The organism is Frateuria terrea, from assembly GCF_900115705.1.
GTDB lineage: Bacteria > Pseudomonadota > Gammaproteobacteria > Xanthomonadales > Rhodanobacteraceae > Frateuria_A > Frateuria_A terrea.
The window spans coordinates 316,551-340,513 of the sequence record NZ_FOXL01000005.1 but is presented as its reverse complement, the minus strand read 5'-3'; the positions used below and the strand labels follow the sequence as shown (position 1 = coordinate 340,513).

Annotated in this window: 22 protein-coding genes; 8 read left to right on the top strand and 14 right to left on the bottom strand. The window is 69.0% G+C overall.

The features are described from left to right. The first annotated feature begins 110 nt into the window (after positions 1–110). Positions 111–980 (top strand): flagellar motor stator protein MotA, encoded by an 870-nt coding sequence (gene motA / locus BMZ38_RS10680; RefSeq protein WP_091337204.1) that lies wholly within the window; start codon positions 111–113, stop codon positions 978–980. Continuing rightward, positions 977–2,032, top strand: coding sequence for a flagellar motor protein MotB (gene motB / locus BMZ38_RS10675; protein WP_091337202.1), 1,056 nt, complete (start codon positions 977–979; stop codon positions 2,030–2,032). Before motA ends, motB begins: the two co-directional genes overlap by 4 nt. Positions 2,033–2,201: 169 nt before the next feature. On the opposite strand, the gene BMZ38_RS10670 is transcribed toward motB, so the two are convergent. From BMZ38_RS10670 to BMZ38_RS10660, 3 genes are all read right to left on the bottom strand, one after another. Next, entirely contained in the window at positions 2,202–3,671 is a 1,470-nt protein-coding gene (locus BMZ38_RS10670; protein WP_091337200.1) for a sensor histidine kinase, read from the bottom strand. A gap of 178 nt (positions 3,672–3,849) precedes the next feature. Beyond that, positions 3,850–4,554, bottom strand: coding sequence for an N-acetylmuramate alpha-1-phosphate uridylyltransferase MurU (gene murU / locus BMZ38_RS10665; protein ID WP_091337198.1), 705 nt, complete (start codon positions 4,552–4,554; stop codon positions 3,850–3,852). Then, on the bottom strand, positions 4,551–5,636 hold the full coding sequence (locus tag BMZ38_RS10660; protein ID WP_091337485.1) for an aminoglycoside phosphotransferase family protein: 1,086 nt from the start codon (positions 5,634–5,636) through the stop codon (positions 4,551–4,553). The genes murU and BMZ38_RS10660 overlap by 4 nt, the downstream gene beginning before the upstream one ends. 176 nt (positions 5,637–5,812) lie before the next feature. On the opposite strand from BMZ38_RS10660, the gene BMZ38_RS10655 reads away from it, so the two are divergent. Next, positions 5,813–7,093, top strand: coding sequence for a DUF763 domain-containing protein (locus BMZ38_RS10655; RefSeq protein ID WP_091337196.1), 1,281 nt, complete (start codon positions 5,813–5,815; stop codon positions 7,091–7,093). 309 nt (positions 7,094–7,402) lie between these two features. On the opposite strand, the gene BMZ38_RS10650 is transcribed toward BMZ38_RS10655, so the two are convergent. Further along, positions 7,403–8,017 (bottom strand): glutathione S-transferase family protein, encoded by a 615-nt coding sequence (locus tag BMZ38_RS10650; RefSeq protein WP_091337194.1) that lies wholly within the window; start codon positions 8,015–8,017, stop codon positions 7,403–7,405. A gap of 35 nt (positions 8,018–8,052) precedes the next feature. Further along, positions 8,053–9,006: a threonine ammonia-lyase gene (locus tag BMZ38_RS10645; protein ID WP_091337192.1), complete on the bottom strand. Its 954-nt coding sequence runs from the start codon at positions 9,004–9,006 to the stop codon at positions 8,053–8,055. Between the two features lie 79 nt (positions 9,007–9,085). On the opposite strand from BMZ38_RS10645, the gene BMZ38_RS10640 reads away from it, so the two are divergent. After that, the gene (locus tag BMZ38_RS10640; RefSeq protein ID WP_245747302.1) at positions 9,086–9,601 is read left to right on the top strand and encodes an Lrp/AsnC family transcriptional regulator; all 516 of its coding nucleotides are present in this window, start codon (positions 9,086–9,088) and stop codon (positions 9,599–9,601) included. Between the two features lie 72 nt (positions 9,602–9,673). Here the strand turns inward: BMZ38_RS10640 and BMZ38_RS10635 are convergent, their stop codons facing one another. From BMZ38_RS10635 to BMZ38_RS17795, 4 genes are all read right to left on the bottom strand, one after another. Continuing rightward, positions 9,674–13,078 carry a trifunctional glycoside hydrolase family 18/polysaccharide deacetylase/glycosyltransferase family 2 protein gene (locus BMZ38_RS10635; RefSeq protein ID WP_091337188.1) on the bottom strand — a complete coding sequence of 1,135 codons (3,405 nt, stop codon included), beginning with the start codon at positions 13,076–13,078 and terminating at the stop codon, positions 9,674–9,676. Positions 13,079–13,154: 76 nt separating this feature from the next. Then, positions 13,155–14,258, bottom strand: coding sequence for a DUF1615 domain-containing protein (locus BMZ38_RS10630; RefSeq protein WP_091337186.1), 1,104 nt, complete (start codon positions 14,256–14,258; stop codon positions 13,155–13,157). A 58-nt stretch (positions 14,259–14,316) separates the two neighbouring features. Further along, complete coding sequence (locus tag BMZ38_RS10625) at positions 14,317–14,628, bottom strand: hypothetical protein (protein WP_245747303.1); 312 nt, start codon at positions 14,626–14,628, stop codon at positions 14,317–14,319. 76 nt (positions 14,629–14,704) lie between these two features. Beyond that, complete coding sequence (locus BMZ38_RS17795; RefSeq protein ID WP_175483784.1) at positions 14,705–14,863, bottom strand: hypothetical protein; 159 nt, start codon at positions 14,861–14,863, stop codon at positions 14,705–14,707. Between the two features lie 139 nt (positions 14,864–15,002). Here BMZ38_RS17795 and BMZ38_RS10620 point away from each other — a divergent pair, with 139 nt between their 5' ends. Both BMZ38_RS10620 and BMZ38_RS10615 read left to right on the top strand, forming a co-directional pair. Beyond that, the gene (locus BMZ38_RS10620) at positions 15,003–16,697 is read left to right on the top strand and encodes an AsmA family protein (RefSeq protein ID WP_091337183.1); all 1,695 of its coding nucleotides are present in this window, start codon (positions 15,003–15,005) and stop codon (positions 16,695–16,697) included. Between the two features lie 2 nt (positions 16,698–16,699). Then, positions 16,700–18,295, top strand: a complete 1,596-nt coding sequence (locus BMZ38_RS10615; protein ID WP_091337181.1) for a GMC family oxidoreductase — start codon at positions 16,700–16,702, stop codon at positions 18,293–18,295. A gap of 52 nt (positions 18,296–18,347) precedes the next feature. Here BMZ38_RS10615 and BMZ38_RS10610 read toward each other — a convergent pair whose 3' ends face one another. After that, positions 18,348–18,881, bottom strand: coding sequence for a DUF4142 domain-containing protein (locus tag BMZ38_RS10610; protein ID WP_091337179.1), 534 nt, complete (start codon positions 18,879–18,881; stop codon positions 18,348–18,350). Between the two features lie 162 nt (positions 18,882–19,043). On the opposite strand from BMZ38_RS10610, the gene BMZ38_RS10605 reads away from it, so the two are divergent. Both BMZ38_RS10605 and BMZ38_RS10600 read left to right on the top strand, forming a co-directional pair. Then, positions 19,044–19,493, top strand: a complete 450-nt coding sequence (locus BMZ38_RS10605; protein WP_091337177.1) for a GNAT family N-acetyltransferase — start codon at positions 19,044–19,046, stop codon at positions 19,491–19,493. A gap of 176 nt (positions 19,494–19,669) precedes the next feature. Beyond that, on the top strand, positions 19,670–20,242 hold the full coding sequence (locus BMZ38_RS10600) for a Maf family protein (protein WP_091337175.1): 573 nt from the start codon (positions 19,670–19,672) through the stop codon (positions 20,240–20,242). Between the two features lie 20 nt (positions 20,243–20,262). Here BMZ38_RS10600 and BMZ38_RS10595 read toward each other — a convergent pair whose 3' ends face one another. From BMZ38_RS10595 to BMZ38_RS10580, 4 genes are all read right to left on the bottom strand, one after another. Continuing rightward, positions 20,263–20,850: a hypothetical protein gene (locus BMZ38_RS10595; protein WP_091337174.1), complete on the bottom strand. Its 588-nt coding sequence runs from the start codon at positions 20,848–20,850 to the stop codon at positions 20,263–20,265. Between the two features lie 22 nt (positions 20,851–20,872). Next, positions 20,873–22,348 (bottom strand): phospholipase effector Tle1 domain-containing protein, encoded by a 1,476-nt coding sequence (locus tag BMZ38_RS10590; RefSeq protein WP_091337172.1) that lies wholly within the window; start codon positions 22,346–22,348, stop codon positions 20,873–20,875. A gap of 22 nt (positions 22,349–22,370) precedes the next feature. Continuing rightward, positions 22,371–22,973, bottom strand: coding sequence for a hypothetical protein (locus tag BMZ38_RS10585; protein ID WP_245747304.1), 603 nt, complete (start codon positions 22,971–22,973; stop codon positions 22,371–22,373). Between the two features lie 107 nt (positions 22,974–23,080). Continuing rightward, the gene (locus tag BMZ38_RS10580) at positions 23,081–23,878 is read right to left on the bottom strand and encodes a CPBP family intramembrane glutamic endopeptidase (RefSeq protein ID WP_091337168.1); all 798 of its coding nucleotides are present in this window, start codon (positions 23,876–23,878) and stop codon (positions 23,081–23,083) included. Positions 23,879–23,963: the final 85 nt, after the last annotated feature.

Sequence of the window (23,963 nt, the reverse complement as noted above, 5' to 3'; positions counted from 1 at the left end):
TCGTACCCGGGGAAACCGCTCTCCGCGGAAAACCGGCCCGGGCCGTTCAATTTTTCCGCCGGCCGACCGATAACCCGGAGTGCAAGGCGCCGCCCCGCCCGGAGTTGGATATGCTGGTTTTGGTTGGAACGCTGATCGTGCTCGGCTGCGTGCTCGGCGGCTATGTGATGTCGCACGGCCAACTGATGGCGCTGTGGCAACCGTACGAGTTGCTGATCATCTTCGGCGGCGCGATCGGTGCTTTCCTGGCGGCCAATCCCGCCAAGATCGTCAAGGCCGCGATGCAGGACGTGGCCGGCCTGATGAAGGGACCGAAGTACCGCAAGCAGGACTACGTGGACCTGCTCGCGCTGCTGTATGACATCTTCGGGGTGATGCGCAAGGAAGGCGTGCTCGGCATGGAGCCGCACATCGAAGACCCGCAATCGAGCCCGGTGTTCTCCGCCTATCCGCGCCTGCTGGGCGAACACCACCTGGTCGAATTCATCACCGATTGCCTGCGCCTGATCGTCGGCGGCAGCATGGAGGCGCACGAGCTCGAAGCGCTGCTCGACGCCGAGGTCGAGAACCACCACGTCGAGGCCGAGGCGCCGGCGCAGGCCGTGGCGAAGATGGCCGACGGACTGCCTGGTTTCGGCATCGTGGCGGCGGTGCTGGGCATCGTCACCACCATGTCCAACCTGGGGGGCGATACCTCGCGCATCGGCGAGCACATCGCCGGCGCCCTGGTCGGCACTTTCCTTGGCATCCTGCTGTGCTATGGCTTCATCGGCCCCTTGGCGGCGGCGATGGAGAGCCGGGTGCGCGAGGACGGCAAGGCCTTCGAATGCGTCAAGGTGGCGCTGCTGGGCAACCTGCGCGGATACAACCCGAAGGTTTCGGTGGAGTTCGCGCGCAAGGTGCTGTCGGCGCAGTCGCGGCCGAACTTCCAGGACCTGGAGGACCACCTCAAGGGCGCCCGCGCCGGAGCCGGTGCATGAGCGAAGGGGGCGGCCCGTCGGTCATCGTCAAGCGAGTGAGGAAGCGGGGGCACGGCTACCACGGCGGCGCGTGGAAGGTGGCCTACGCCGACTTCGTCACCGCGATGATGGCGTTCTTCCTGGTCATGTGGATCCTGGGCGCCGGTACGCGCGAGCAGAAGGCGGCGATCTCCGAGTATTTCCGCAACCCCAGCATGACGCCTGGCAGCGCCACGATCGCTCCGCCGGGCAAGATGGGTCCCGGCGGCGCCAGCGACGCGGCGGTACAACTGGGCGGTGCGATGGATCTTTCCCACGGCCCCGGCAAGGACCGCCACAACGGCCCGCCCGGTGCAGCTTCGAAGGAAGAGATCGACAAGCGCGCGCGCGCGCAGGAGAAGGCCCGCCTGCAGGAGCTGATGCAGCAGCTGCACGCGGCAATCCAGAACAGCCAGGCGCTGGCGCCGTTCAAAGACCAGCTGCTGCTGGACATCACCTCCGAAGGCCTGCGCATCCAGATCGTCGACAAGCTCAACCGGCCGATGTTCGACCTGGGCAGTGCCCAGTTGAAGGACTACACGCGCGCGATCCTCGGCGAGCTGGGTACCTTCATCAACCGCGTGCCCAACCGCGTCAGCATCACCGGGCATACGGATGACGCGCCCTATATGAACGAGCGCGACTACAGCAACTGGGAACTCTCCACCGACCGTGCCAACGCCGCGCGTCGCGCCCTGCTGGCCGGCGGCATGGACAAGGGCAAGACCGCGCGCGTGGTCGGCCTGGCGGCCTCGGTGCCGCTGGACAAGGCGCATCCGGACAATCCGATCAACCGGCGCATCAGCATCATCGTGATGACCAGGGAAGCCGAGGCGGCGGCGCTGTCGCAGGATGTCGTGGATGGCAGCCCCTCGCCGCCCAAGGGCCCGCCGACGGCAGCGGTATCTTCGCCGTCCACGCCGGCAAGGGATGTCCCCGCTTCGCCCGAACCCACCGGTACGTCCCCGGCTGGCACGCCAGTGGCGGCGACCGCACTGCCGGTACCGCCCACGCTGCGACCCGCCGGCCGCTAGGAGCGAGACCGCCCTTGCTCCTCACCCCTCCAGGGAGAGGAGCAAGCAAAAGCCGGGGCACGATCACCGTTCGCGCTGAGCGTAGCCCGCAGGGCGACGTCGAAGCGCCTCCCGCAGACTTCGCACTCGAATCCCCTCTACCGGAGAGGGGAGGCTCAAGCCGGGCGCCTCACTCCTCCACTTCCGGCAGCGGCACGGCGATGTGGCAGGCCAGGCCGGTCTCCCGGTATTCGATGCTCACCGCGCCGTTGCGCGCGGGGTTGAGGCTGCGTTCGATCAGGCGCGTGCCGAAACCCTTGCGGGCTGGCGGAAGCACCGGTGGTCCGCCGTATTCGACCCAATCAAGGTGCAGGATGCGCCGGCCGTGGGCTTCGCCGACGAACCAGTGGATGCGCACGCCGCCGCCACGGTCGCCGAGCGCGCCGTACTTGATCGCGTTGGTGGCCAGTTCGTGCAGCGCCAGTGCGAAGGACAGCGCGTTCTGCGGCGACAACCGGACCCGCGGCCCGTCGATGTCGAAGCGCTCGCTGCCGCGGAAGTCGTGCGAGCGCGCCATCTGCGCCACCAGGTCGCTCAGCAGCACGCTGTGCCAGTGCTCGCGGGTGAGCACGTCGTGGGCATGCGAGAGCGAGATCAGGCGGGCGTTGAACACCTCGGCCGCGCTTTCCACCGAGGCGGCGCCGCTGAAGGACTGCGCCGCCAGCGACTGCACGATTGCCAGGGTGTTCTTCACCCGGTGGTTGAGCTCGTTGATCATCGTGCGCTGCTGCTGCTCGGCGAGCTTTCGTTCCTGCACATCGACCATCAGACCGGCGAAGCAGGTGGGGCGTCCTTGCTCGTCGTGCTCACAGCGGCCGGAGGCCTCGACCCACAGGTAGCGATCGTCCGGCTGCAGGATGCGGTACTGGCAGCGGTAAGGCGCACCTTCGCGCATGCTCTGGTCGATGCGTAACTCGACTTCCGGCATGTCCTGCGGGTGGATGCGGTCCAGGAACGCCTCGACCGGCAAGCCGGCGGCCGCATGCACCGGATCCAGCGAGAAGGCGCGGGCGAAGCGGTGGTCGCCGGTGACCTGGTTGTCCGGCACATTCCACAACCAGGTGCCGATCACCGCGCCGGAGTCGAGTGCCAGTTCGACCTGTTCGCGGGCGCGATGATAGGCGCGCTCGGCATTGACGCGCGCGGTCGTCTCCACTACGACGGCGAGGAACCCCCTCGGCACGCCCTCGCCGTCGCGCAGCGGGATGTAATCCAGGTCGAGCCAGACGTCCTCGGGGTGGCCGTTGCGGAACAGCACCAGCGGCTGGTCCTTGTAGGAAAGCGGGCTGCCCGCCAGCGTCGTGTCCAGCACGTGCCGGTTGAAGTCGGCCACTTCCGGCCAGGCCGCCAGCACGTTGAGCCCGAGCAGGTAGGGATGGCGCCCGCCCGCGAAACCGGCGTACGCGTCGTTGTAGATCAGCTGCGCGTCCGGCCCCCACGCCATCACCATGGGCAGGTTGGAGGAAAGGGTGATGTCCACCGCCGTGCGCAGCGCCTGGGGCCAGCGGTCGATCGGTCCCAGCGCGGTCGTTCCCCAATCGTAGGCGCGTACGCGATGGAGCATTCCCGGTTCGGTCTGCATCCGTTCGTTGTCGTCCATGGGCCGTATTCTTGGTTGCCTTTCGCTAAGGGCGTGGCCGATGCGAGGTACGTCATCGGTCCACGATCACACTGACCCTGCCGACTGCCTGCAGAGGCCAGCCGAGTGGAGCTTGGCGGCCCGGGTGACGCACACGGCTGACGCCGCACGCGGTTTCGCCGGCCTGGTGCGCCGCGCACTAGCCGCGCAGGCGTGCATCCAGGTCGGCCAGGCGGGCGGGCGTTCCCACGTCGGTCCAGCTGCCGCGATGATGCGAGCCATGCACCTGGCCGGCGGCCATGGCGCCGCGCAGCAAAGGAGCGAGCTTGAAGCGGGGCGGCGTGGCTTCTGCGCCGGGCGCATCGCCGATCGTGGTGCGCCAGTCCTGCAGCAGCGCGCGGCGGTACACGCCGATGCCGCTGAAAGTCAGCCGTGGCTCGCCTTCGGCGTGCAGCAACCCTTGCGCGTCAAGCATGAAGTCGCCGTGCGGGTGGTGCGCGGGATTGCCGACCATCACCAGGTGCGCGAGACCCCTCGGCTGCGGCGGCAGCGCGGCGTAGTCGACGTCGCTGTGGATGTCGCCGTTGACGGCGATGAACGGTTCCTCGCCCAGCAGCGGCAGCGCGTTGTACATGCCGCCACCGGTTTCCAGCGGCGTGGGACCCTCGTACGCATAGCGGATGCGCAGGCCCCAGCGGCTGCCGTCGCCCAGTGCATCGGAAAATTGTTCGGCCAGGTGCGAGGTGTTGATCACCACGTAGTGCACGCCGGCGGCGGCAAGTTTCTCCAGGTGCCAGGCGATCAGCGGCTTGCCACCGGCTTCGAGCAGCGGCTTGGGCGTGCGGTCGGTGAGCGGGCGCATACGCTCGCCCAGGCCCGCGGCGAAGATCAGCGCATGCCTCATGCCGCCGCCGGTGTGGTGATGTCGCGCCCGCCCACGCAGCGCTCGACGAGCGTGGCAAAATCCGCCAGCTCGGAATAGCGGCGCGAAACCCCGAGCACGTAATCCAGTACGCGCGGCAGGTCGCCGAGGTAGCCCCGCTTGCCGTCGCGATACCACAGGCGGCAGAAGATGCCGAGCACCTTCAGATGGCGCTGCAGACCGATCAGGTCGAACCAGCGGCGGAAGCGTTCGCGGTCGACGTCCGGCTCGAGCAGGCCGGCATCCAGCGCACGCTGGCGATAGGCCTCCGCCCAGCCGGCGACGCGGGCCTCGTCCCAGGCGATGTAGCAATCGCGCAGCAGCGAAGCGAGGTCGTAGGCGAGCGGCCCGTACAGCGCACCCTGGAAATCGATGATGCCGGGGCTCCACAGCCCTGGCGCGATGGCGTCGCGGTAGTGCGACGAGGCCGGACGGTCGTCCGGCGATCGTGGCTCCGGCGGATCGCCAACGAGCATCAGGTTGCGGCTGTGGAAATCCCGGTGTACGAACACGCGCGGTTGCTCGGCGGCGCTGTGCAGCAGCACGGTGAACGCCTGCTCGATCACGTCCCACTCCCCGCACTCGGGCGTGTAGCCCAGGTGCCGCTGCAGGAACCACTCGGGCATCAGCTCCAGTTCGCGCTGCAGGAAGGCGTGGTTGTAGGGCGGAAGGTCCGTTCCGTCGACGGCCGTCTGGATGCGCAGCAGGGCGTCCATCGCCTGGCCATAGAGCGCATCCACGCTGTCGTCGTCGAGCGCGGGCAGGTAGGCGCGCTGGCCGAGGTCCTCGATCAGCAGGAAACCCTGCGCCAGGTCGTGCTCGAGGACAAAAGGCGCATGCAGGCCGGCGTCCCGCAGGCGTTGACCGATCGCGAGCCAGGGTGCGGGATCCTCCAGTGCGGGCGGCGAATCCATCACGATCCAGCTGGCGCCGCCGGTGTGCGTGCGCCAGTAGCTGCGGAAGCTGGCGTCGGACGAGGCGGGTTCCAGCGTGAGCGAGGCATCGCGCAGGGCGGCGCGGGTCCAGGCGAGGCGCTCGGCGGCGCGGTCGGAAGCGGTGGTCATGGGCAGGTCGGGCGCGGGCATCGCACCAGCTTAGCGAGCCGGCGCGCACGGAGCCAATGGAACGCACGGGTGGCGGCCGGCAAGGGTTCATCCCGTGAGACTGCGCTTTGCGATACTGCGTGGGCTGGTGGGTCATGCCCGCCACGAAACCCATCGCACCCTGGAAGCCCGCCCGCATGACCCGACGATCCGGAAGCGCCGACCTGCCGCTGCATGGCGGGCGCGTGCCGCGCTGGCTGGCGGACCGGATGACGCGGCTGGGCGCGCTGATGGCCGAGGCGATCGTGCACGAGTACGGCCGCGACGAGTTCCTGCGGCGGCTGGCGCATCCGTTCTGGTTCCAGTCCTTCGGCGCGGTGATGGGCATGGACTGGCATTCCTCCGGCATCACCACCAGCGTGATCGGCGCGCTCAAGCGGGGGCTCGGACCGCTGTCGAACGAGCTGGGCATCCACGTCTGTGGCGGCCGCGGCAAGTACTCGCGCGCCACGCCCGGCGAGCTGGTGGCGATCGGCGAGAAGGTCGGCCTCGATGGCGGCGCGCTGGCCAGCGTGAGCCGGCTGGTGGCGAAAGTGGACAGTGCCGCGGTGCAGGACGGCTTCGATCTCTACCTGCACGGGTTCATCGTCGGCGACGATGGCCAGTGGGTGGTGGTACAGCAAGGCATGAACGGCGAGCGCCGGCAGGCGCGCCGCTACCACTGGCTGTCGGAGAACCTGAAGAGCTTCGTGGACGACCCGCACGCGGCGGTGGACGGGCCCGGCCAGGGGCGCATCGTGAACCTGGCCGACCGCCGTGCGCAGGCCTCGCGGCTGGCGCAGCTGGATCTGCTGCAGGCGCTCGGGCCCGACGGCATCGCGCGCGAGCTGGAGCGCATCGAGGGCAGGCCCGCTTCCGCGCCACCGCTCGATGCACCGTTGCAGCTTGGCCTGCTGCCGCACCTGGTGATGCCCAACCACCACGACGTGCGCGGCGGCGACGTCGTCACGCGTCGCCTGCACGGCGCACTGGCCGCCGCGGCGGAGAGCGGTCCGCGTGACTTCACCGAGCTGCTGCAGGTGCCCGGCGTGGGCGCCCGTACGGTGCGCGCGCTGGCGATGGTGGCCGAGGTGGTGCACGGTGCGCCATGTCGCTTCAGCGATCCTGCGCGTTTCTCGCTCGCCCATGGCGGCAAGGACCGCCACCCGTTCCCGGTGCCCACGCGCGTCTACGACCACACCATCGGCGTGCTGAAGTCGGCGGTGGAGAACGCAAAGCTGGGACGCGACGAGCAACTGGCCGCGCTCAAGCGGCTGGACGAGCAGGCACGCCGGCTGGAGCGGCATGCCAGGGGGCCGTCGGTGGAGCAGTACATTGCCGAGGAACGGACGCGTTCGCACGAATACGGCGGACGCAGCGTGTTCGGCTGGGAGCCGCCCGCACCGGCGCCGACGCAGGGCAAGCGGGCCGCATCCTAGCCGCGTGGCAGCCAGTCACCGCGGATTCCGCATGGCGACGCATCCTTCGACGATGCCATCGGTCACTGCCGACGCGCCGTGCCATCGCCTATGCCCAGGCACAGTCGCTGCGGAAGCGACCGGTACGCAGCGTGCACCGGCGCGGCCGGTACGTGCGGTGCGGGCGCAAGAAAGGTGGATGGCGCAGCTTCGGTCGGCCCAAGTGCCAGCCACCAGTCGCGGAGTTGGCCATGGAGATGCAACATGTCGGTCCACAGGGAGCGCATAGACGTGTTCGGTGCGATGGGCGGCCAAAAAGGGGCGGCGTAATCAGTCGCAGGTGTTGCCGCGCAGGGCCGTGGCGAGCATCGACGGACGGACGCTGAAGTTTTCGTACCATGCCGTCAGGCGTGGCCGGCCGGGCTGGAAGGCGTATACGCCGCGGAATTCGAGCCAGCTCAGGGCAGTCGCCAACGCAATCGCGCCGAGATCGGGCGCCAGGGGAGTGGCCAGTTCCGCTTCCAGGTAGTCGCAAGCAGCGGCGATCTTTTCCAGCTGGCCATCGCGTAGCGGTGCCCAGCGCACGGCTTCGGGCCGGCGCTCGGTTTCCCAGCGTACGGCAATGCCCGCGTCGGCCATGCCTTGGGCGAGCGACTGCAGGCGCAGCGTGCGGTAGCGTGCGGTCGCGGTGGCCGCGATCAGCTTCGGGCCGTCGTGGAGACCGTCGAGGTACTCGCAGATGACGTTGGAGTCGAACAGCACCTGGTCCTGGTCGATCAGCACCGGCACCTTGCCGAGCGGGTTGAGCGCGAAGACCTCTTCGTTGCGACGAGTCGGGCTGGTTTCGTGATGGATCACCTCGATGCGGCCGGCCAGGCCCACTTCGTGGGCTGCGACCAACACCTTGCGGGCATACGGCGAGTGGCTCTGGTAGAGCAGTTTCATGGCAAGCCTCTGCGAAATGGAGCGGGAAAGCGGGATCAAGCTGCGAGCAGGCGTTCGCGCATCGGGCCGGAAATGTTTCCGCCACTGAGCACGGTGCTCACCCGCCGTCCCGTGTAGCGCGCCGGCTCGGCCAGCACGGCGGCCACGCCCACGGCGCCGGCGGGTTCGACGACATGGCCCAGGTGCCGGTGGACCAGCCGCATGGCCTGCACGATCTGCGGCTCGGAAACGTCGACGATCGCGTCGCAGCAGCCGCGCAGGTAGTGGAGCGTCGAGGCGATGGGGGCGCGCACGGCGATGCCGTCGGCGATCGTGTCGGCTTGCTCCGTGGAAATCGATCGACCTGCCTCGATCGAGAGCTTCATCGCTGGTGCGCCACCGGCCACTACCGCGACGATTTCCACGGCCGGCGCAAGCCGGCGCAGCACCGTGCCGATGCCGGCAAGCAAGGCTCCGTTGCCGACCGGTATGACGATCGCGTCGAAGGCGCCTTCGCGCAGGAGCTCCAGCGCGATCGTGCCGGCGCCCTCGGCGATCGCGGCCTCCGCGCCGTCTTCGACGAAAAGCAGGCCATGCGCGACGGCGTATTGGCGGGCCGCATGCTTGGCGGCATCGAAGTCGTGACCGGCCAGTCGGACATCAGCGCCGAAGCGGCGCATCGCATCGAGCTTCACCGGATTGGCTCGTTCAGCCGCGAACACGGTGCAGGCATGGCCTCGAGCGGTGGCGGCGCGAGCAAGGCCCTGGCCGAAGTTGCCCGCCGAGGCGCAGCAGATCGCTTCGCCCGCATCGAGCGCGGTAGCGCAGAACAGCTCGGTGCCGCGTCCCTTGAACGAGCCGACCGGATTGGCCAGTTCGACCTTGGCTCGCAACTGGCAGCCCAGCAGGGCGTCGAGCGTGCCGTCACTCGCAACCGGTGACCGCAGGAACACCGGGTCGATATGCCGTGCGGCCCCGAGAATCCGGCTGAAGCTGGGGATGGCGTCCATGGGAGGTTGCCGAGTGGGGAAGACGGTTTCCTATGCTAGGGTCCGCCCGCGCGGCGTAGCCGCGTCGACGACCTGCAAAATGCGCTTTCTCCCCGATCTACGACTGGTGCGCCCGATGCTCATCGAGCTGGACAAATTCGACCGCCGTATTCTCGCCATCCTGCAGGCCGATACCCGCCGTTCGGCTGAAATGATCGGCACGCAGATCGGTCTGTCCGCCTCGGCGGTGCAGCGGCGGATCGCTCGGCTGCGGGAGGAAGCGGTGATCACCGCCGAGGTGACGGTGGTCGATCCCAGGAGCGTGGGCCGGCCGTTGACCGTGATCGTCGATGTGGAAGTGGAGCGCGAGCGTCCCGAGCTGCTGGTGCGGCTCAAGCAGTGGATCGGCGCGGAGCCGGCGATCCAGGAGGCCTGGTACGTCACCGGCGAGGACGACTATGTGCTTGTCCTTAGCGCCCGTGACGTCGAGCAATACGAAGCGCTGATGCAACGGATGGTCAGCGAGAACCCGAACGTGCGCCGCTTCCACACGCGTGTGGCGCTGGGCACCATCAAGCGCGGGATGGCCGTGCCCATGGACCTGCCACCGGGTTGAGGCGCTCTGCTTGCGCGCCTTTCCTCGCGGTTGCCTGGACGGTTGTTTCCCGGCACGCCGGGCCGCCGTGAGCTAGTCGTGCCCGTCCGCGGCCTGCACCGTGGCCTTGCGTTCCTGCTTGCCCCAGCCCACCGACGGGCCGCGGATGGCCGTCCAGACCGAACGCACGACCACGTAATACATCAGCTGCCGATAGCCGAAGCGCTGCAGTACCAGCCACCACAGCAGGCTCCACTTCTCCTTCTTTTCCATCGCGAAGGCGAGCACGCCCGCGGCGAGGTCGACGGCCATGAACACGGCGTAGAACATCGCCATCTTCTCGAGATTGACGTAGTCGAACTGGGCCCGGTGCTGCAGGTAGTCCAGGCCGGTGGCGACCAGCTGCCAGAGCATCAGCAGGTCGACCAGGGGCGAGGCGACCGAGAACACGATCTGGAACAACCACACCTGCGGCAGCGCGACCAGCCCGAGCGCGCCGAAGCGCGGGTTGAACGTGGCGCTGCGGTACTTCCACAGGCACTGCAGCGTGCCGAAGGCCCAGCGGAAGCGTTGCCGGGCGAGGCCGCTGACGGTATCGGGTGCCTCCGTCCAGGCCACCGCGGTGCTGTCGAACAGCGCGCGGTAGCCGGCCATCTGCACTGCCAGCGTGAGGTCCTGGTCCTCGGCCAGGGTGTCGCCGGGGAAACCGCCGAGCGCTTCCAGTGCCGCGCGGCGCCAGGCGCCGACCGCGCCGGGTACCACGGTGATCGTGCCCAGCGCGGCCAGCGCGCGACGTTCCAGGTTCTGCGCGGTGATGTACTCCAGCGCCTGCCACAGGGTGATCAGGTTGACCCGGTTGCCGACCTTGGCGTTGCCGGCCACCGCGCCCACGGACGGATCGGCGAACCAGCGCACCAGCCGCGCGATGGTATGCGGTTCGAACTGGGTATCGGCATCGAGCGCCACCACCACCTCGCCGTGCGAGGCGCGCAGCGCGGTATTCACCGCGTTGGCCTTGCCGCCGTTGGGGATACGGATCAGCTTCACGCGCGGCTCGTCGGCAAATTCGCTGGCGACCACGGCGGCGGTGTCATCGGTCGAGCCGTCGTCGACCACCACCACTTCCAGGTCGGCGTGCCGGCTGTGGAGGATGCGCCGGATCGAGCTGGCGATGACCTTTTCCTCGTTGTAGGCAGGAATCAGCACAGAGACGCGCGGCGCGACCTCGGTCGCGGGCACGTGGCGGCGCCGGTCGGCCATCCAGTTGACGATCGCCAGGCCACCGAGCACCAGCAACCGTGCCACCCCCAGCAGCACCGCGGTGATGAACAGCAGGCGCAGGAAGTGCCCGAACCAGCCGACCGTGAGGAATACCGAACGGTCGGCCCAGCGCGCCAGCGAACCGGGCGGCAGCGGCGGCATCGCCTGGTCGCGGGTCAGTCCGGCCAACTGCGAGACGGTGACGAACCGGTAGCCCTGCGCGCGCAGCCCGTCGATGATCCGCGGCAGCGCCGCCACGGTCTGCGAGCGATCGCCGCCACCATCGTGCAGCAGCACCACGCGGCTCTGCCGGTCCGGGCTCTGGTGTGCCACCTGCGCGAGCACGCTGGCGACCACCTGCTCGGCGGGCAGCCGCTGCCAGTCGTCCGGATCGATGTGCAGGCCCACCGCGATGTAGCCCAGCCGCTGCGCCACCTCGATCGGCGCCAGCTCGTCGGCCGTGGTCGGCTCGGCGTCGCCGAAGTACGGCGCGCGGAACAGGCGCATCGAGCGTCCGGTGAGTGCTTCGAAAAGCCGCTGTGTCGCGTTGAGCTCGAGCGACACCAGCCCCGGCGGCATTTCACCTAGGTTGGGGTGGGTGAACGTGTGGTTGCCGACGTCGTGGCCTTCCTCGATTTCCCGCTGTACCAGCCCGGGCGACATCTCGGCGTTCTCGCCGATGACGAAGAAGGTCGCCGGCACGTGCCTGGCCTTGAGGATGTCCAGGATCTGCGGGGTCCATTCCGGATCCGGGCCGTCGTCGAAGGTCAGCGCGATCTCGCGTGGCGCGGTGCCGACGCGCTGGATCACGTACGAGCCCGGCAGCGCCGTGTAGTGTTCGTCCTCGATGCTGCCCTCGTCCTTGTCCACCTTGACGGTGCGTGCGCCAGGCGAGGGCGAGGAGGCGATCTGCAGCACCTCGCCCTGGCCTTCGATGTCGATGTCCTGGCCGGCGGCGATGGTCGAGAGCTCCGCCGGAGCGGGCGAACCGTAGGGACGGCCGAGTACCGACCACACGGTCGGGTCTTCCGAACCCAGGCGCCACAACGCGTAGCCCCACGGCTTGTAGTCGTCGGCGGCGTGCACCTGGTTGTAGGCGGTCGCCCCGTCGAGGAACCACACCTGGTGCGCAGTGCCGTCGTCCTCGCTGTAGGCGTAGTGCGGGTTCTCGCTGTCCGGATCGAACTCGATCGTGGCCTGCGCGTCGCTGGCACGGTCCATCGCGTCCTGGAAGGTGAGCGCCTCGGCGTTCTGGCCGCTCGCCCAGTCGTAGCCGTAGCTGCCCAGCGCAATCAGGGTCTGGTCCGGGTCGAGCTGCTTCATGCGCTTGGCCAGCGTCTGCTCGAACCAGTCCTCGCCGGCGATGCTGCCCGGATCCTTGCCGGCCCAGTGCTGGTCGTAGGCCATCAGCAACTCGAAGTCGACCAGGTCGGCGTAGCCCTTGTAGTCCCAGTCCGCGTCGTCGAACGGCACCGACAGGACGATGCCCCAGCCGTGCGGTTCGAACGCATCGGCCAGCTCGCCGAGGAAGGTCTTCAGATCGGCCTGCGACGTGGCGGGCACTTCCTCGAAGTCGATGGTGACGCCCTGGAAATGGTAGGCGGCGAGGAAACCGACGATCTCGCTGATGCGCTGGTGCCGGCGTGCCGGGTCGGCGAGCAGGCGGGCCAGGCCCGGGCCGTCCCATTGCCCGTCGACCGCATTCTGCAGCAGCGGCAGGATCGGCATCGAGGGCTTGCTGCGGCGAATCAGGTCGAGCGCCTTCGGATCGATCGAGGTGTGCAGCGCCATCGTCGGCCCGCTCACGCTCAGCCACGACGGGATCACCCAGTCCAGTTGCGGCAGCGCGCGCTTGAGCGCGGGGTAGCTGCTGTCGTCCCAGTTGACGTAGAAGCCGATCGCCAGCGGCCGGTTGGTTGGGCGGTCGAGCGAGGGCGGCGGCGTGCGCGCCAGCCCGCTGCGGTTGTCGGCCGCGTGGCGGCGCAGCTGACGCTCGCGCGTGCGCACCTCGGCGGCGAGCCTCTCGGCCGGGCGCACCAGCTGCGGTGCCACCGCCTTGGCATGCAGGCCGTGCTCGCGCCGGCCCAGGTGCAGCGCGCCCATGCTGGGGCCGACGAACAGGCTCACCGCACAGCTGACCACCAGCAGGGTGCTGATGACGGCCAACGCCAACCCCAGGCGCGAGACACGGCTGGCGCGGCGACCGGTGGGGTCGTAGAAGATCGGTTTCCGTTGCATGCCGCTCGGCCGAAGGGTGTGGCGGCGCGAATTGTCGCCGCGGACGGGTGAACTGTCTTCTAGCGGCTGCCGGCCCTTAGCCGTGCAGTTGCGCGAGACAGTGCTGGTAGCGCCCATCGACGCGCCTGGCGAACCACGCGGTGGTGAGCTTGCGGGTGATCTTGGGGCTTTCCAGGCGGATGCGCGGCAGCATGGCGCGCGGCAGCGGCTTGCGCGCGGCGGCGTTGGCCAGCTCGAACACCCGCGCGTACAGGTCGGTGCGGGCGAAGTCCGGGCTCTCGCCCTGTGCCAGCGCGTCATGGATCTCGCCCGGTTCCATGCCGAGCCGCCCGGCCAGCGTGCGCACGGCGCGCTCGGTGGCACCCACGCCGCCCTCGTAGCGGATCAGGTCGCCATCCGGGTCGAGCGGGATGCCCGAGGCCACGCTCACCGCGTTCTGGAATGCCGCGTTGCGGCTGGCGTACCAGCCTGCGTTGTAGTCGGCAAAGCGGTAGATCATCTGCGGATAGTCGGCCGGGTAACCGAGCAGGTGCGCGATGCCGAAGTACAGGCCGCCACGGCGGCTGAACACCTCGTGCCGGATCGAGCCGTCGATCGGATAGGGGTAGTCGTGCGAGCCGACGTAGTCCTCGGCGAAGGCCACGCTCACCTGCATCGGGCCGCCGGTGTGCACCGGGTTGTCGTCGCCCAGCAGGCGTTTGCCCAGCGGCACCATGCCGATGAAGTCCTCGTACAGCCGGCTCAGTTGGCGCTCGGTGTGCACGTCAGCCAGGCGGTCGCCGTAGCTCCTGCCGTCGGGCGACTTCAGGGCGAGCGCGGCGCTTACGAGGAACTGCGGGACGTGGTGCTGCGCGGCCCGGCGGTCGATCTCCCTGCGCGCGATGGACCCCAGCCCCGGCACCGCCGGATCGGCATGGTAGCCCGACTCCTGCGCGGCGACCGCGAGCGCGGCGCAGAGGTTGCTGTCGGTCGGCGGGATGTCCAGCGCGGCGAAGGCCGCATAGGTGTCGGTCGCCCAGCCGGTGCGATCGGCGGTGTCCGCCGGCAGCAGCCGCACGATCTGCGCGCGTACTTCGGCCGGCCGGCGCTGCGGCGCTTCTACGTGAGGCCGTGCGCAGCCGCCAAGCAGGGCGAGCAACGCGAACAGGACAGCAAAGCGGGGCGGTCGGCGCAGGCGCATCCGCGGATAGTGCCGTAGCGCCCGCCAATGGCGACTGAAGTACCTGTGCGGGCGGAGCTTACGCCTGGCGCCGCTTGCGCCGCCTGAAGCGCAGCCACTGGCGTTCCAGCCGGATCAGCAGCCAGCGCGTGGGCCGGCGCAGGAACGGCAGGTCCTGGGCAAGCAGCAACAGGCCCAGCGGCAGCATCCACAGCCCCAGCAGCGGCAGGAAGCTGAAGAGGCCGCCGACGATGAGCAGCAGGCCCACCGGAATCCTTACCCAACGCGATGAGGGTGCGCGCAACCAGCGCAGTGGGCGCGCAATCCAGCGGGGCAGATGCCGCTCGAATCGGTCCAGGCGACGGTTGAGGCGGTCAATGTCGCGGATCACCTCACACTCCATTCGGGTCGGTCCAACGTCCGACGACGCGGCCGACGGCAGGGCCAGCAGGTGGGTTGCGTCCGGTTCAACGGCGGCCCCGCATCAGGCGGATCATCCAGCCCACGCCGATCAGTCCCAGACCCAGCCCGAGGCCGGCGCCCCACAGCGCGCCGGACGCGCCATCCACGGCGTAGCCGATGCCGAAGCCGAGCAGGAAGAGCGACGGAACCGGAAGGCAGCCCATGAATCGAGGAGGTGGGGCCGCCGGCACCGGCTTCAACGGTGCGATGCAATGCGGTCCGCTTCAAGCCAGCGTGGCGGCCCGGTCCGAGCAGGGGCAGGCTTTGGGTAGTATCGGGGAACCTTCCGCGGGGGATGCGCCGATGAAACGTCTGCTGCTGGGATTGATCGTTGCCGTGCTGGCCCTGGTCGGGCTCGGGGTCGCCGCGCTGCTGCTGGTGGACGTCAACCACTTCCGTCCGCAGATCCAGGCCTCGCTGGGCAAGGCGCTCGGGCGCGAGGTGAGCATCGGCGAACTGCACCTGGCGCCGTTTTCCGGCTCGCTGAGGGCGGACGAGATCCGCATCGCTGACGCCCCCGGGTTCGGCAACCAGTCCTTCATCAACGCGCGTTCGCTGGAACTGGGCGTGCGGCTGTGGCCACTGCTCGTGAACCGCCAGTTGCACGTCACCTCGCTGACGCTCGATCAGCCGGTGGTGCGCCTTTCGCAGAACCGCAAGGGCGACTGGAACTTCGGTGGCCTCGGCGGCGCAGCATCCGCGCCTGCGCATGGGGAAACCGCGCCGGCAGGCTTCACCGTCGACCGGTTGCGCATCGACGACGGCCGCATCGAGCTCACCCGCATGGCGGGCGACCGCAAGGTGTACGACCACGTGCAGCTCAGCGCCGACCGTCTCGGCACGCAGGCGGCCTTCCCGTTCGCGCTCAAGGCCGACGTCGCTGGCGGCGGCACGCTGGCGCTGGACGGCAAGCTGGGTCCATGGCTGGCGGGCAACGCAGTGGCGACGCCGATCGACGCGCACCTGGCGATGCACGACCTGGACCTGGTCGGCGCCGGCCTGATGGCTCGCGGCAGTGGTGTCGGTGGCGTGCTCGATCTGGACACGCGCATCGCATCGGCCAGGGGCGTGCTGCGCTCGAACGGGCGCATCGATGCGCGCAAGCTGCAGCTGGTCGCCTCCGGCGCCCCTTCGCCGCAGCCGCTGCGGATCGACTACCAGGCCAGCTACCGGCTGGATGCCGGCACCGGCCAGCTTGCCAACACCCAATTACACGCTGGCAAGGCCCGCCTGGCCATTGGCGGCAGCTTCGACAACCGGCCCGCGGTGATGCGGCTGGATCTGAAGGTGCAGGGCGAACGGCAACCGGTCGACGACCTGCAGCCGCTGCTGCCGGTGTTCGGCGTGATCCTGCCAAAGGACTCGCGCCTGGCCGGCGGTACCGCGAGCATCGACCTTACGGTGCGCGGGCCGCTCGATGCACTGGTCATCCATGGCCCGGTCTCGCTCGACGACACGCGCCTGGCTGGCTACAGCCTGGGCGCCAAGCTCGGTGGTGCGCTGGCACTGGCCGGTATCAGCGCGCCGAAGGACACGGTGATCCGCCACGCCGAGGCAATGCTCACCATCTCGCCCAGGGGCATCGACGCCGATCCGGCCAAGGCGCAGATCGCTCAGCTGGGCAGCTTCACAGGCAAGGGCCGCATGGCCGCCGACGGCGCGCTCGATTTCCGCATGCTGGTGAAGCTTGATGAAGGCGTGACGGGGGCCGGCCAGGCCGGCAAGGGCCTGGCCGGGTTGCTGGGTAGCTCCAAGGCGGCTGGCGCGCTGGGCGGCCTGATCAAGGGCATGAGCACCAACGGCGTGGGCGTGCATGTCGGCGGCACTGCCAGCGCACCCAGCTTCAAGCTCGATCCGGGCGCCGCGGCGGGGCTGCTGGAGGCGGGTACGCGAGGCACCGGCGCCAAGCCGGCCACGCGCCAGCCGGCCAGTAACGGAAAGGACATGCTCGACAGCCTGCTGCAAAACGCGCTCAAGCCCAAGCCGTCCGGCCATTGAGCATGGACAAAGAAGAAGCGGATTTCATCGTGGTCGGCGCCGGGCCGGCCGGTTGCGCCGTTGCGGCGCGGTTGGCCGACGCGGCGGATCGGCCGAGCGTATGCCTGGTCGAGACCGGGCCGGCCACGCCCTCGTGGCTGAGCCGCGTGCCGATGGGCATCGTCGCGCTGGTGCCTTGGCGCGGGCGCCACAACTACGCCTACCAGACCGTGCCGCAGGCGCAGCTGGACGGCCGCCGCGGCTACGTGCCGCGCGGCCGCGGCGTCGGCGGCAGCAGCCTGATCAACGCGATGATCTGCACCCGCGGGCAGCCGCAGGATTACGACGGCTGGGCCGCGCTCGGCTGCGTGGGCTGGAGCTGGCGCGACGTGCTGCCGGTGTTCCGCCGCATCGAGGACAACACGCGTGGCGCCGACGACTGGCACGGCACCGGCGGGCCACTCCCGGTGAGCGACCTGCGTTCGCCCGGCCCGCTCAGCCGTGCCTTCGTGGAGGCGGCGGTGCAGTGCGGCTATCCGCGCAACGACGACTTCAACGGTCCGCGGCAGGAAGGCGTGGGCCTGTACCAGGTGTTCCAGCGCAACGGCCGGCGCGTCGATGCCGGCAGCGCCTACCTGGGTGATGGCAAGCCGCGACCGAACCTGCGCGTGCTGGCCGGGGCGCCGGCCCGGCGCATCATGTTCGACGGGCAGCGCGCGAGTGGTGTGCTGGTGGGCGAGCGGCACTTGCGGGCGCGGCGCGAGGTGATCGTCTGCGCTGGCGCGATCGGCTCGCCGCAGCTGCTGATGCTCTCCGGCATCGGGCCGGCTGCACACCTGCGCGAGCTCGGTATCGCGGTGCTGCGCGATGCGCCGGACGTGGGTGCCCACCTGCAGGACCACGTCGACTACACGGCCAACCTGCGCGTGCGCGCCGACGGCCTGTTCGGCACCAACCCAGCCACTCTCGCGCGGCTGACCGGCAGCATCGGTGCGTATCGCCGGCGCGGCGAGGGCATGCTCACCAGCAATGCGGCCGAGGCGGGAGGCTTCATCCGCAGTGGGCCGCAGGTCGAGCGGCCCGACCTGCAATTGCATTTCTGCATCGGTATGGTCGACGACCACAACCGGCGGATGCACCTGGCTTCCGGCCTTGCGCTGCACGTCTGCGTGCTGCGTCCGGCCAGTCGCGGCTGCGTGCGGCTGGGGGGCGCGGGCGTCGCCGACGCGCCGCTGATCGATCCCAACTTCCTGGCCGAGCCGCAGGACATGGAGCTGCTGCTCGAAGGTGCACGTATCGTGCGCCGCATCCTCGCCGCGCCGGCGCTGGCGGCCTATGGCGGACGCGCGCTGCACGGCACCGGCAGCGAAGACGACGAAGGCCTGCGCGCGCTCATCCGCGCGCACGCCGACACCATCTACCACCCGGTCGGCACCTGCCGCATGGGCGCCGATGCCGGTGCCGTGGTCGATCCGCGCCTGCGCGTCCGTGGCGTGCAGGGGCTGCGTGTGGCCGACGCCTCGATCATGCCCACGCTGGTCAGCGGCAACACCGAGGCGCCCTCGGCGATGATCGGCGAAATGGCGGCCGCGTTCGTGCTCGCCGACCAGCGCCCGTAGCGCTTCGGCCGGCTGGCTCCGGCTGCTCTGCGAGCTGGCCTGATCCCGCTTCCTACTTCGCGGTGATGGCCTGCGCCTGCCGCAGGTGGTCGCGGAGCATCGGCAGGCCGTCCCGGGCGATGCCACGCAAGCTGGGGTCGTGGGCCTCCTTGGCCGCCTGCTCGTAGAGCGGAATGATCTTCTGGTGCTCGGTGACCATCATGCCGGCGAAGGCCTGGTCGAGCGCGTCGCCCTTCAGCCGCTGCAACTGCAGCTTGTCCCGGGTGACGTCCTCCGAAGGGATGCCGTGGGCCTGGCCGTGCGCTTTCTTGGCCACCGAGAACTCGCTGAACTTGCGGTTCAGTGCCTGGTGGTCGTCGATGACGCGCTTGGCCAGCGCACGCACCCGTGCCGAGGAGGAGCGCTCCCGCGCGACCTTGGCCAGCTCGATCTGCAGGGAATTGTCGGCCGTGGCCTTGGCCACGAAGGCCTGCTCCTGCCGGTCCAGCGTGTGCGGCGTCTGTGCGGCGACGGCCGGCAGCGCAGGCACCGCCCAGGCGAGCGCGAGGCCGAGCAGGGCGATGAAGGTCGGGACGGGGGACTTCATGGGCGGCTCCGGGCGATGCGGTGGCACCGACGCTAGCCGCCGTACCGGCAACACCCGCTCTAGGGCCCGTGAATTCGGGAGTAACGGCGGGCCCGGCAGCCGGGCTTGTGCGGCGGCGCCGGGACCGATACGGTCGCGCTTTCTTCCCTCTCCGGAGCCGCCATGTCCGCGCAGGTTCGCCAGGCCACGATCCACGACCTCGACACGCTGGTGCCGCTGTTCGACGGTTACCGGCAGTTCTACGGCAAGCCGTCCGATCCCGAGGGCGCGCGGGCGTTCCTGGCGGCGCGCTTCGCACACCAGCAATCGCTGATCCTGCTGGCCTGCGACGCCAGCGGCGCGGGACTGGGTTTTACACAGCTCTACCCATTGTTCTCCTCGGTGCGGATGGTGCGCACCTACCTGCTCAACGACATGTTCGTGGCGGCCCAGGCGCGCCGCCGGGGCGTGGCGGCGGCGCTGCTGCGCGAGGCGGCCGCGCATGCGCGGGCGCTGGGGGCGGCGAGCCTTTCGCTGTCCACCGCGCTGGACAACGGACCGGCCCAGGCGCTCTACGAATCGCTCGGCTGGCGGCGCGACCACGAGTTCTGCGAGTACACCCTCACGCTGTAGCGACCGGTTTGCCATCGGTACGCCATGGACCTGGGCGGTCGCCGCGCATGGCGTGGAACAGCAGATCGTCCGGCACCGGCAGGCACAACCGGCAGCCGCTGCGATGACGAGTGCGCAATCGAGGCAGGCCGGAGGGAACCGTTATGCTGGCTCCTTTGCCCTCGCCCCGGAACGCCATGCTCTATCTCGCTTCCCAGTCGCCCCGTCGCCGAGAGCTGTTGCAGCAGCTGGGCATTGCCTTCCGGACGTTGGACCTGGAGGTGCCCGAACAGCGGGCCGCGGGCGAGTCGCCCGAGGAATACGTCAGCCGCGTCGCCCGCGACAAGGCACGGGCGGGATTCGCCCTGCTGGCGGACGCCTCCCCTGCGGTGGTGCTGGGCTCGGACACCGAAGTGGTACTGGAAGGCGAGGTGTTCGGGAAGCCGGCGGATGCGGACCAGGCCGCGGCCATGTTGCGCCGCCTCTCGGGCCGCAGCCATGCGGTGGTTTCGGCGGTGTGGGGCGTGGATGCGTTGCACGCGCGATGCGAGCTTTGCGTTTCGCAGGTGCGCTTCGCGCCACTGGACGAGGCGGTGATCGCCGCCTACGTCGCTACCGGCGAGCCGTTCGGCAAGGCCGGGGCGTATGCAATCCAGGGGCGCGGCGCGACGCTGGTGGAGCACCTGGAGGGCAGCTACTCCGGGGTGATGGGCCTGCCGCTGTTCGAAACGGCGCGCTTGCTGCGCAGCTTCGGCATCCTGGCGGGCTGAGGTTCCGCATCCGGTCGCGTCTACCGCGCGGGCCTGCGAGGCTGCACCTCCAGGTATTCGCCACGGTTTCCGCTGCGGTGGGGATGATCGCCGAGACGGACGCATAGCGAGAGGCTGTCCGGACAGCGCACGATCACGCCCGAGCGCACCGCCTGGACCAGCTCGTCGCCCAGCGCCGTCCGGTGCATGCTGCGCCAGGCCACCCAGCCGCTGCCGGCGGCCGCCAGCAGCGAGCCCAGCAACAGGGCGAGCAGGCCCTTGTGGACCACCGAGCGCTGTGCCTGCGTGAGCAGCTTGCGTTGTTCGGACAGGGCGTCTGCCGCCCATTTGGCCGCCTCGGCGCTTTGGCGCAGTTGCGTGTCCACTGGATCGAGCGCCCGGCGCGTCGCGCCGGCGATGCTGTCTCGCGCCTGTGTGCCGATGCTGTCGAGGACCGCGCGCGTGAACCCGTCCGCACCTGCGATCCAGCGTCGGGCGCTCTGGTCGAGCGTGTTGGCGCTGGCGTCGATGCGCTGCAGCGCGCCGCGGCTGCGCGTGTCGATCTGTTCGGCAATGACTGCGAGCTTGACCAGCAACTGCTTCACCTCGTCGATATTGCCGCCATCCATGGGCACTCCTTGTGCTTGTCGGTCAACGTTGCATGCCGGCCGCTACCATCGGTTCCGGCGCTTGGCCCTGGCAAGCGGGCGCAGGCTCTGGCATCTGCATTGCCTGACCGCACTGCTGGATCCCGCGCCACCAGTCGGCGCCCTGCGGCGACTGAAGATAGTCGTCCGCCACGGCATCCATGGCACCGTTGTCACGCTTGAGGGCGGCCTGATAGAGCCGTTCGATCATGGCGTCGACCGATGCCGTCGAACGAGCGTTGGCGGTCCCGCGATGAGCGATCCCAGGTTCGGCCGGCGGCAGCTGCTGGACGGTCTCGCTCGGGCTGGCTGGCACCGGGCCGATCGCCACGTTGCGGAAATCGAACTGCTGGCTCAAAGCGTCGTCACGCGGCTCGGCGTTGTAGGGATCGCCCGTCACTCGGTAGCCGTGGTGATGGTGCTTCGGTGCTTCGAGCGTGTTGTAGCCGTCAGGTTCGAGCCGGTCCACCTTGTGCCACACGCGGTAGAGCCAGTTGCCCTGAGTGGAGCGGTGCACGACGTTGAAGCGCGGGTCGATGGGCTCGGGCGACTTTTCCAGGAATGGCCGGTCACTGAGCGCGTTGAGGTAGTCGACCATCAGGTTGCCGCTGCGGATGCTCAACCCGTTCAGCAGATAGCTGCCACCCACGTCCGAATGCGCGCCAGGTACCCGTACGCCGAGGAAGCGGCCGTCCGGCGATACGTCCGGATCGATGATGTGGTCGGACTTGAACATTCCGCGGTGCTCGTCCTTCGCGAAGATCTGAAAGCCTGAAATCACCGATGGCGGCAGCCGCCGGTCGTAGTCGTTGACAGGTGCGCCGGTGCCCACGGGGTCGAACAGGCCGACCACCTGGGCCACCTTGCCTGGCGGGACCAGGGGCGGTTTGGTGTATTCGACGCGGGTAATGCGACCATGGGAATCGCGCGTGTAGGTCGCGCCGTTGAAGTCCTGGATGCCGTGTTCGTGGACGAAGCGCGCGAAACTGGCGGCTTCGTCGGCGCCGCGACTGAAGCCAATGTCAGCCAAGCGGATCCGCGCGTGTGGGTCCTCTCTGCGCCACTCGGCAGCCTGCTGGATGAGCAACTGGTACATCTTTTCGACGCGCGCTTCGTAGGTGTACCCGATGGCGCCATCGAGCGTACGAGTGATGGCGTCCTCTTGGGTGCCTGGGCCGGGAACATAGCCGCCCGCGATTTGATGGTTCCCGGCGATTGCCAGACGAGAAACCTGCTCGTCGATCTTTGCCACGTTTGTGGCGTGAAGGGGGTTCTTGAACTTGTCGTTGCCTGTTCCGTCGAAGGCACACACAAAGAGTCTTTCGTGCGGATTGCCTCCGTGCACCAGCACCGGTGGCTTGAAATGTGCCAACTGGGAGCCCGCGTCTTTGTACAAGCGCATATCCGCCGCGCTGGCGGGGTAGGACGACACGTCGTCTACCGGCAAGCCCTCCCTGCCAGACCTGTGGTCGCGGCCCATATCCCTGGCTCCCGATCAAACGTCAGTATGTTTGGCTCCAAACTGGGATCAGGTCTGCGCAATAATCGCTATACCGATTTCCCGGCTCCTGCTCGGCTTTCGTGGGAATCATCGTCTTAGTAAAGACACTGATCGTCCGATCGTTCACCTCAAGGAAGATGCTGGGATCCGCAGCAGGACCGGGGCCCGGAAAGGCGCCGTCGCGAATTTCATCATTGGGAACGCGATATAGGACAAGTTCGTCCTTGAATATGGCGCCGATGTCGACCTTGGCTTCGTGTGACGCACCGTCGAGTGACTTCCATCGCACCAAGGCAGGCGGCGGAAAGTTTTGGATGCCGCCGTAGGACGCTAGCCCCCAATCGTCCCGATAGTTGGCCGAGCGTGGTGGAGGCGCAACTTTGTTTTCGTAGAATCGGGTGAAGTTGTTATCCGCATAAATCACCTCGCAGCCAATCGTGTTGTAGCAATAGGCGCGAAAGTCGTGCCGCTTGAACTTCAGCGGGAAATGGTTTGCGGCAGGGTGCTTCGTCGGGTTGTCGGTAGAAAAGGCCATGACGGAAAGACATCCTGTCGCTGCGAGAAGGAACAGCAAGGCGCGGAAGGCGGGGCGGGGGCGTCGCATCGTCGGGCGTCCTGCTCGATCGGAATGGAAGGCCCGAATCTATGCGATGCCTCTGTAGGCCGGCAATGGACCCGCACGCCACCTTGCGAGAGGTTTCGCCGGATCGATCAGTGGGCGGCGGCCGACGCCACGAACCAGACCGTCACCGCCAGCAGGTTGTTAACCCCGTGCGCAACCACCGCCGGCCACAGCGAGCCGGAGTGCAACCGCAGCCATGCCAGCGCGACGGCCAGCAGCGCCAGGTTCGGCACCGCGTACCAGAGGAAGCCGAGATCGGGCAGATGCACGCAGGCGAACACCAGCGAGCTGATGGCGATCGCCGCGCCGGTGCCCATGCGCCGCAGCAGCGCCGAGAGCAGGGCGCCGCGGAACAGCAGTTCCTCCACCAGCGGTCCCACGCTGACCACCACCAGTGCCAGCGGCAGGCGCAGCGCCAGCGAGGCGGCGCCGCCGATCTGCTTGACGTCCTGGGTGACCTCCTGGCCGTGCGCGATCCAGCGGGTCAGCCAGCCGCCGGCGATCGGCAGCGCGAGCCCCAGCAGCACGGCAGCCAGGTAGAACAGCGGCCGGCCCGGACGGGTCAGCCCGAGACCCGGAGGGGCACCATGCGACCAGGCCGCCGGCCACAGTCGCCGTACCAGCACGATGGTCACGCTGGCCGCCAGCAGCAGAGTCAGGATCACCATCAGCGCGTTGGTGTCCGGCTGCGCCAGCACCGCACGGATGCGCGCCGCCATGCCCGCCATCGGCGTGCCCGTCACGCCCAGCGCGAAGCCCAGCCCCAGCCCGACCAGCCCGCTGGCGAGGAACTGCAGCGCGAAATACAGCGCGATCATGCCGATGGCGCTGACCAGGTGCGGCAGTCGCGCATCATGCAGCGAAGGATGGAGAGGACGGGAGGGCATCGGCCGAAAACGAACCTGCGTATGGGGTTGCTGCGCGACCCGTGGGGCCACGCTAGCGGCGCGGACGGGCGTGGCGCAATCCCCG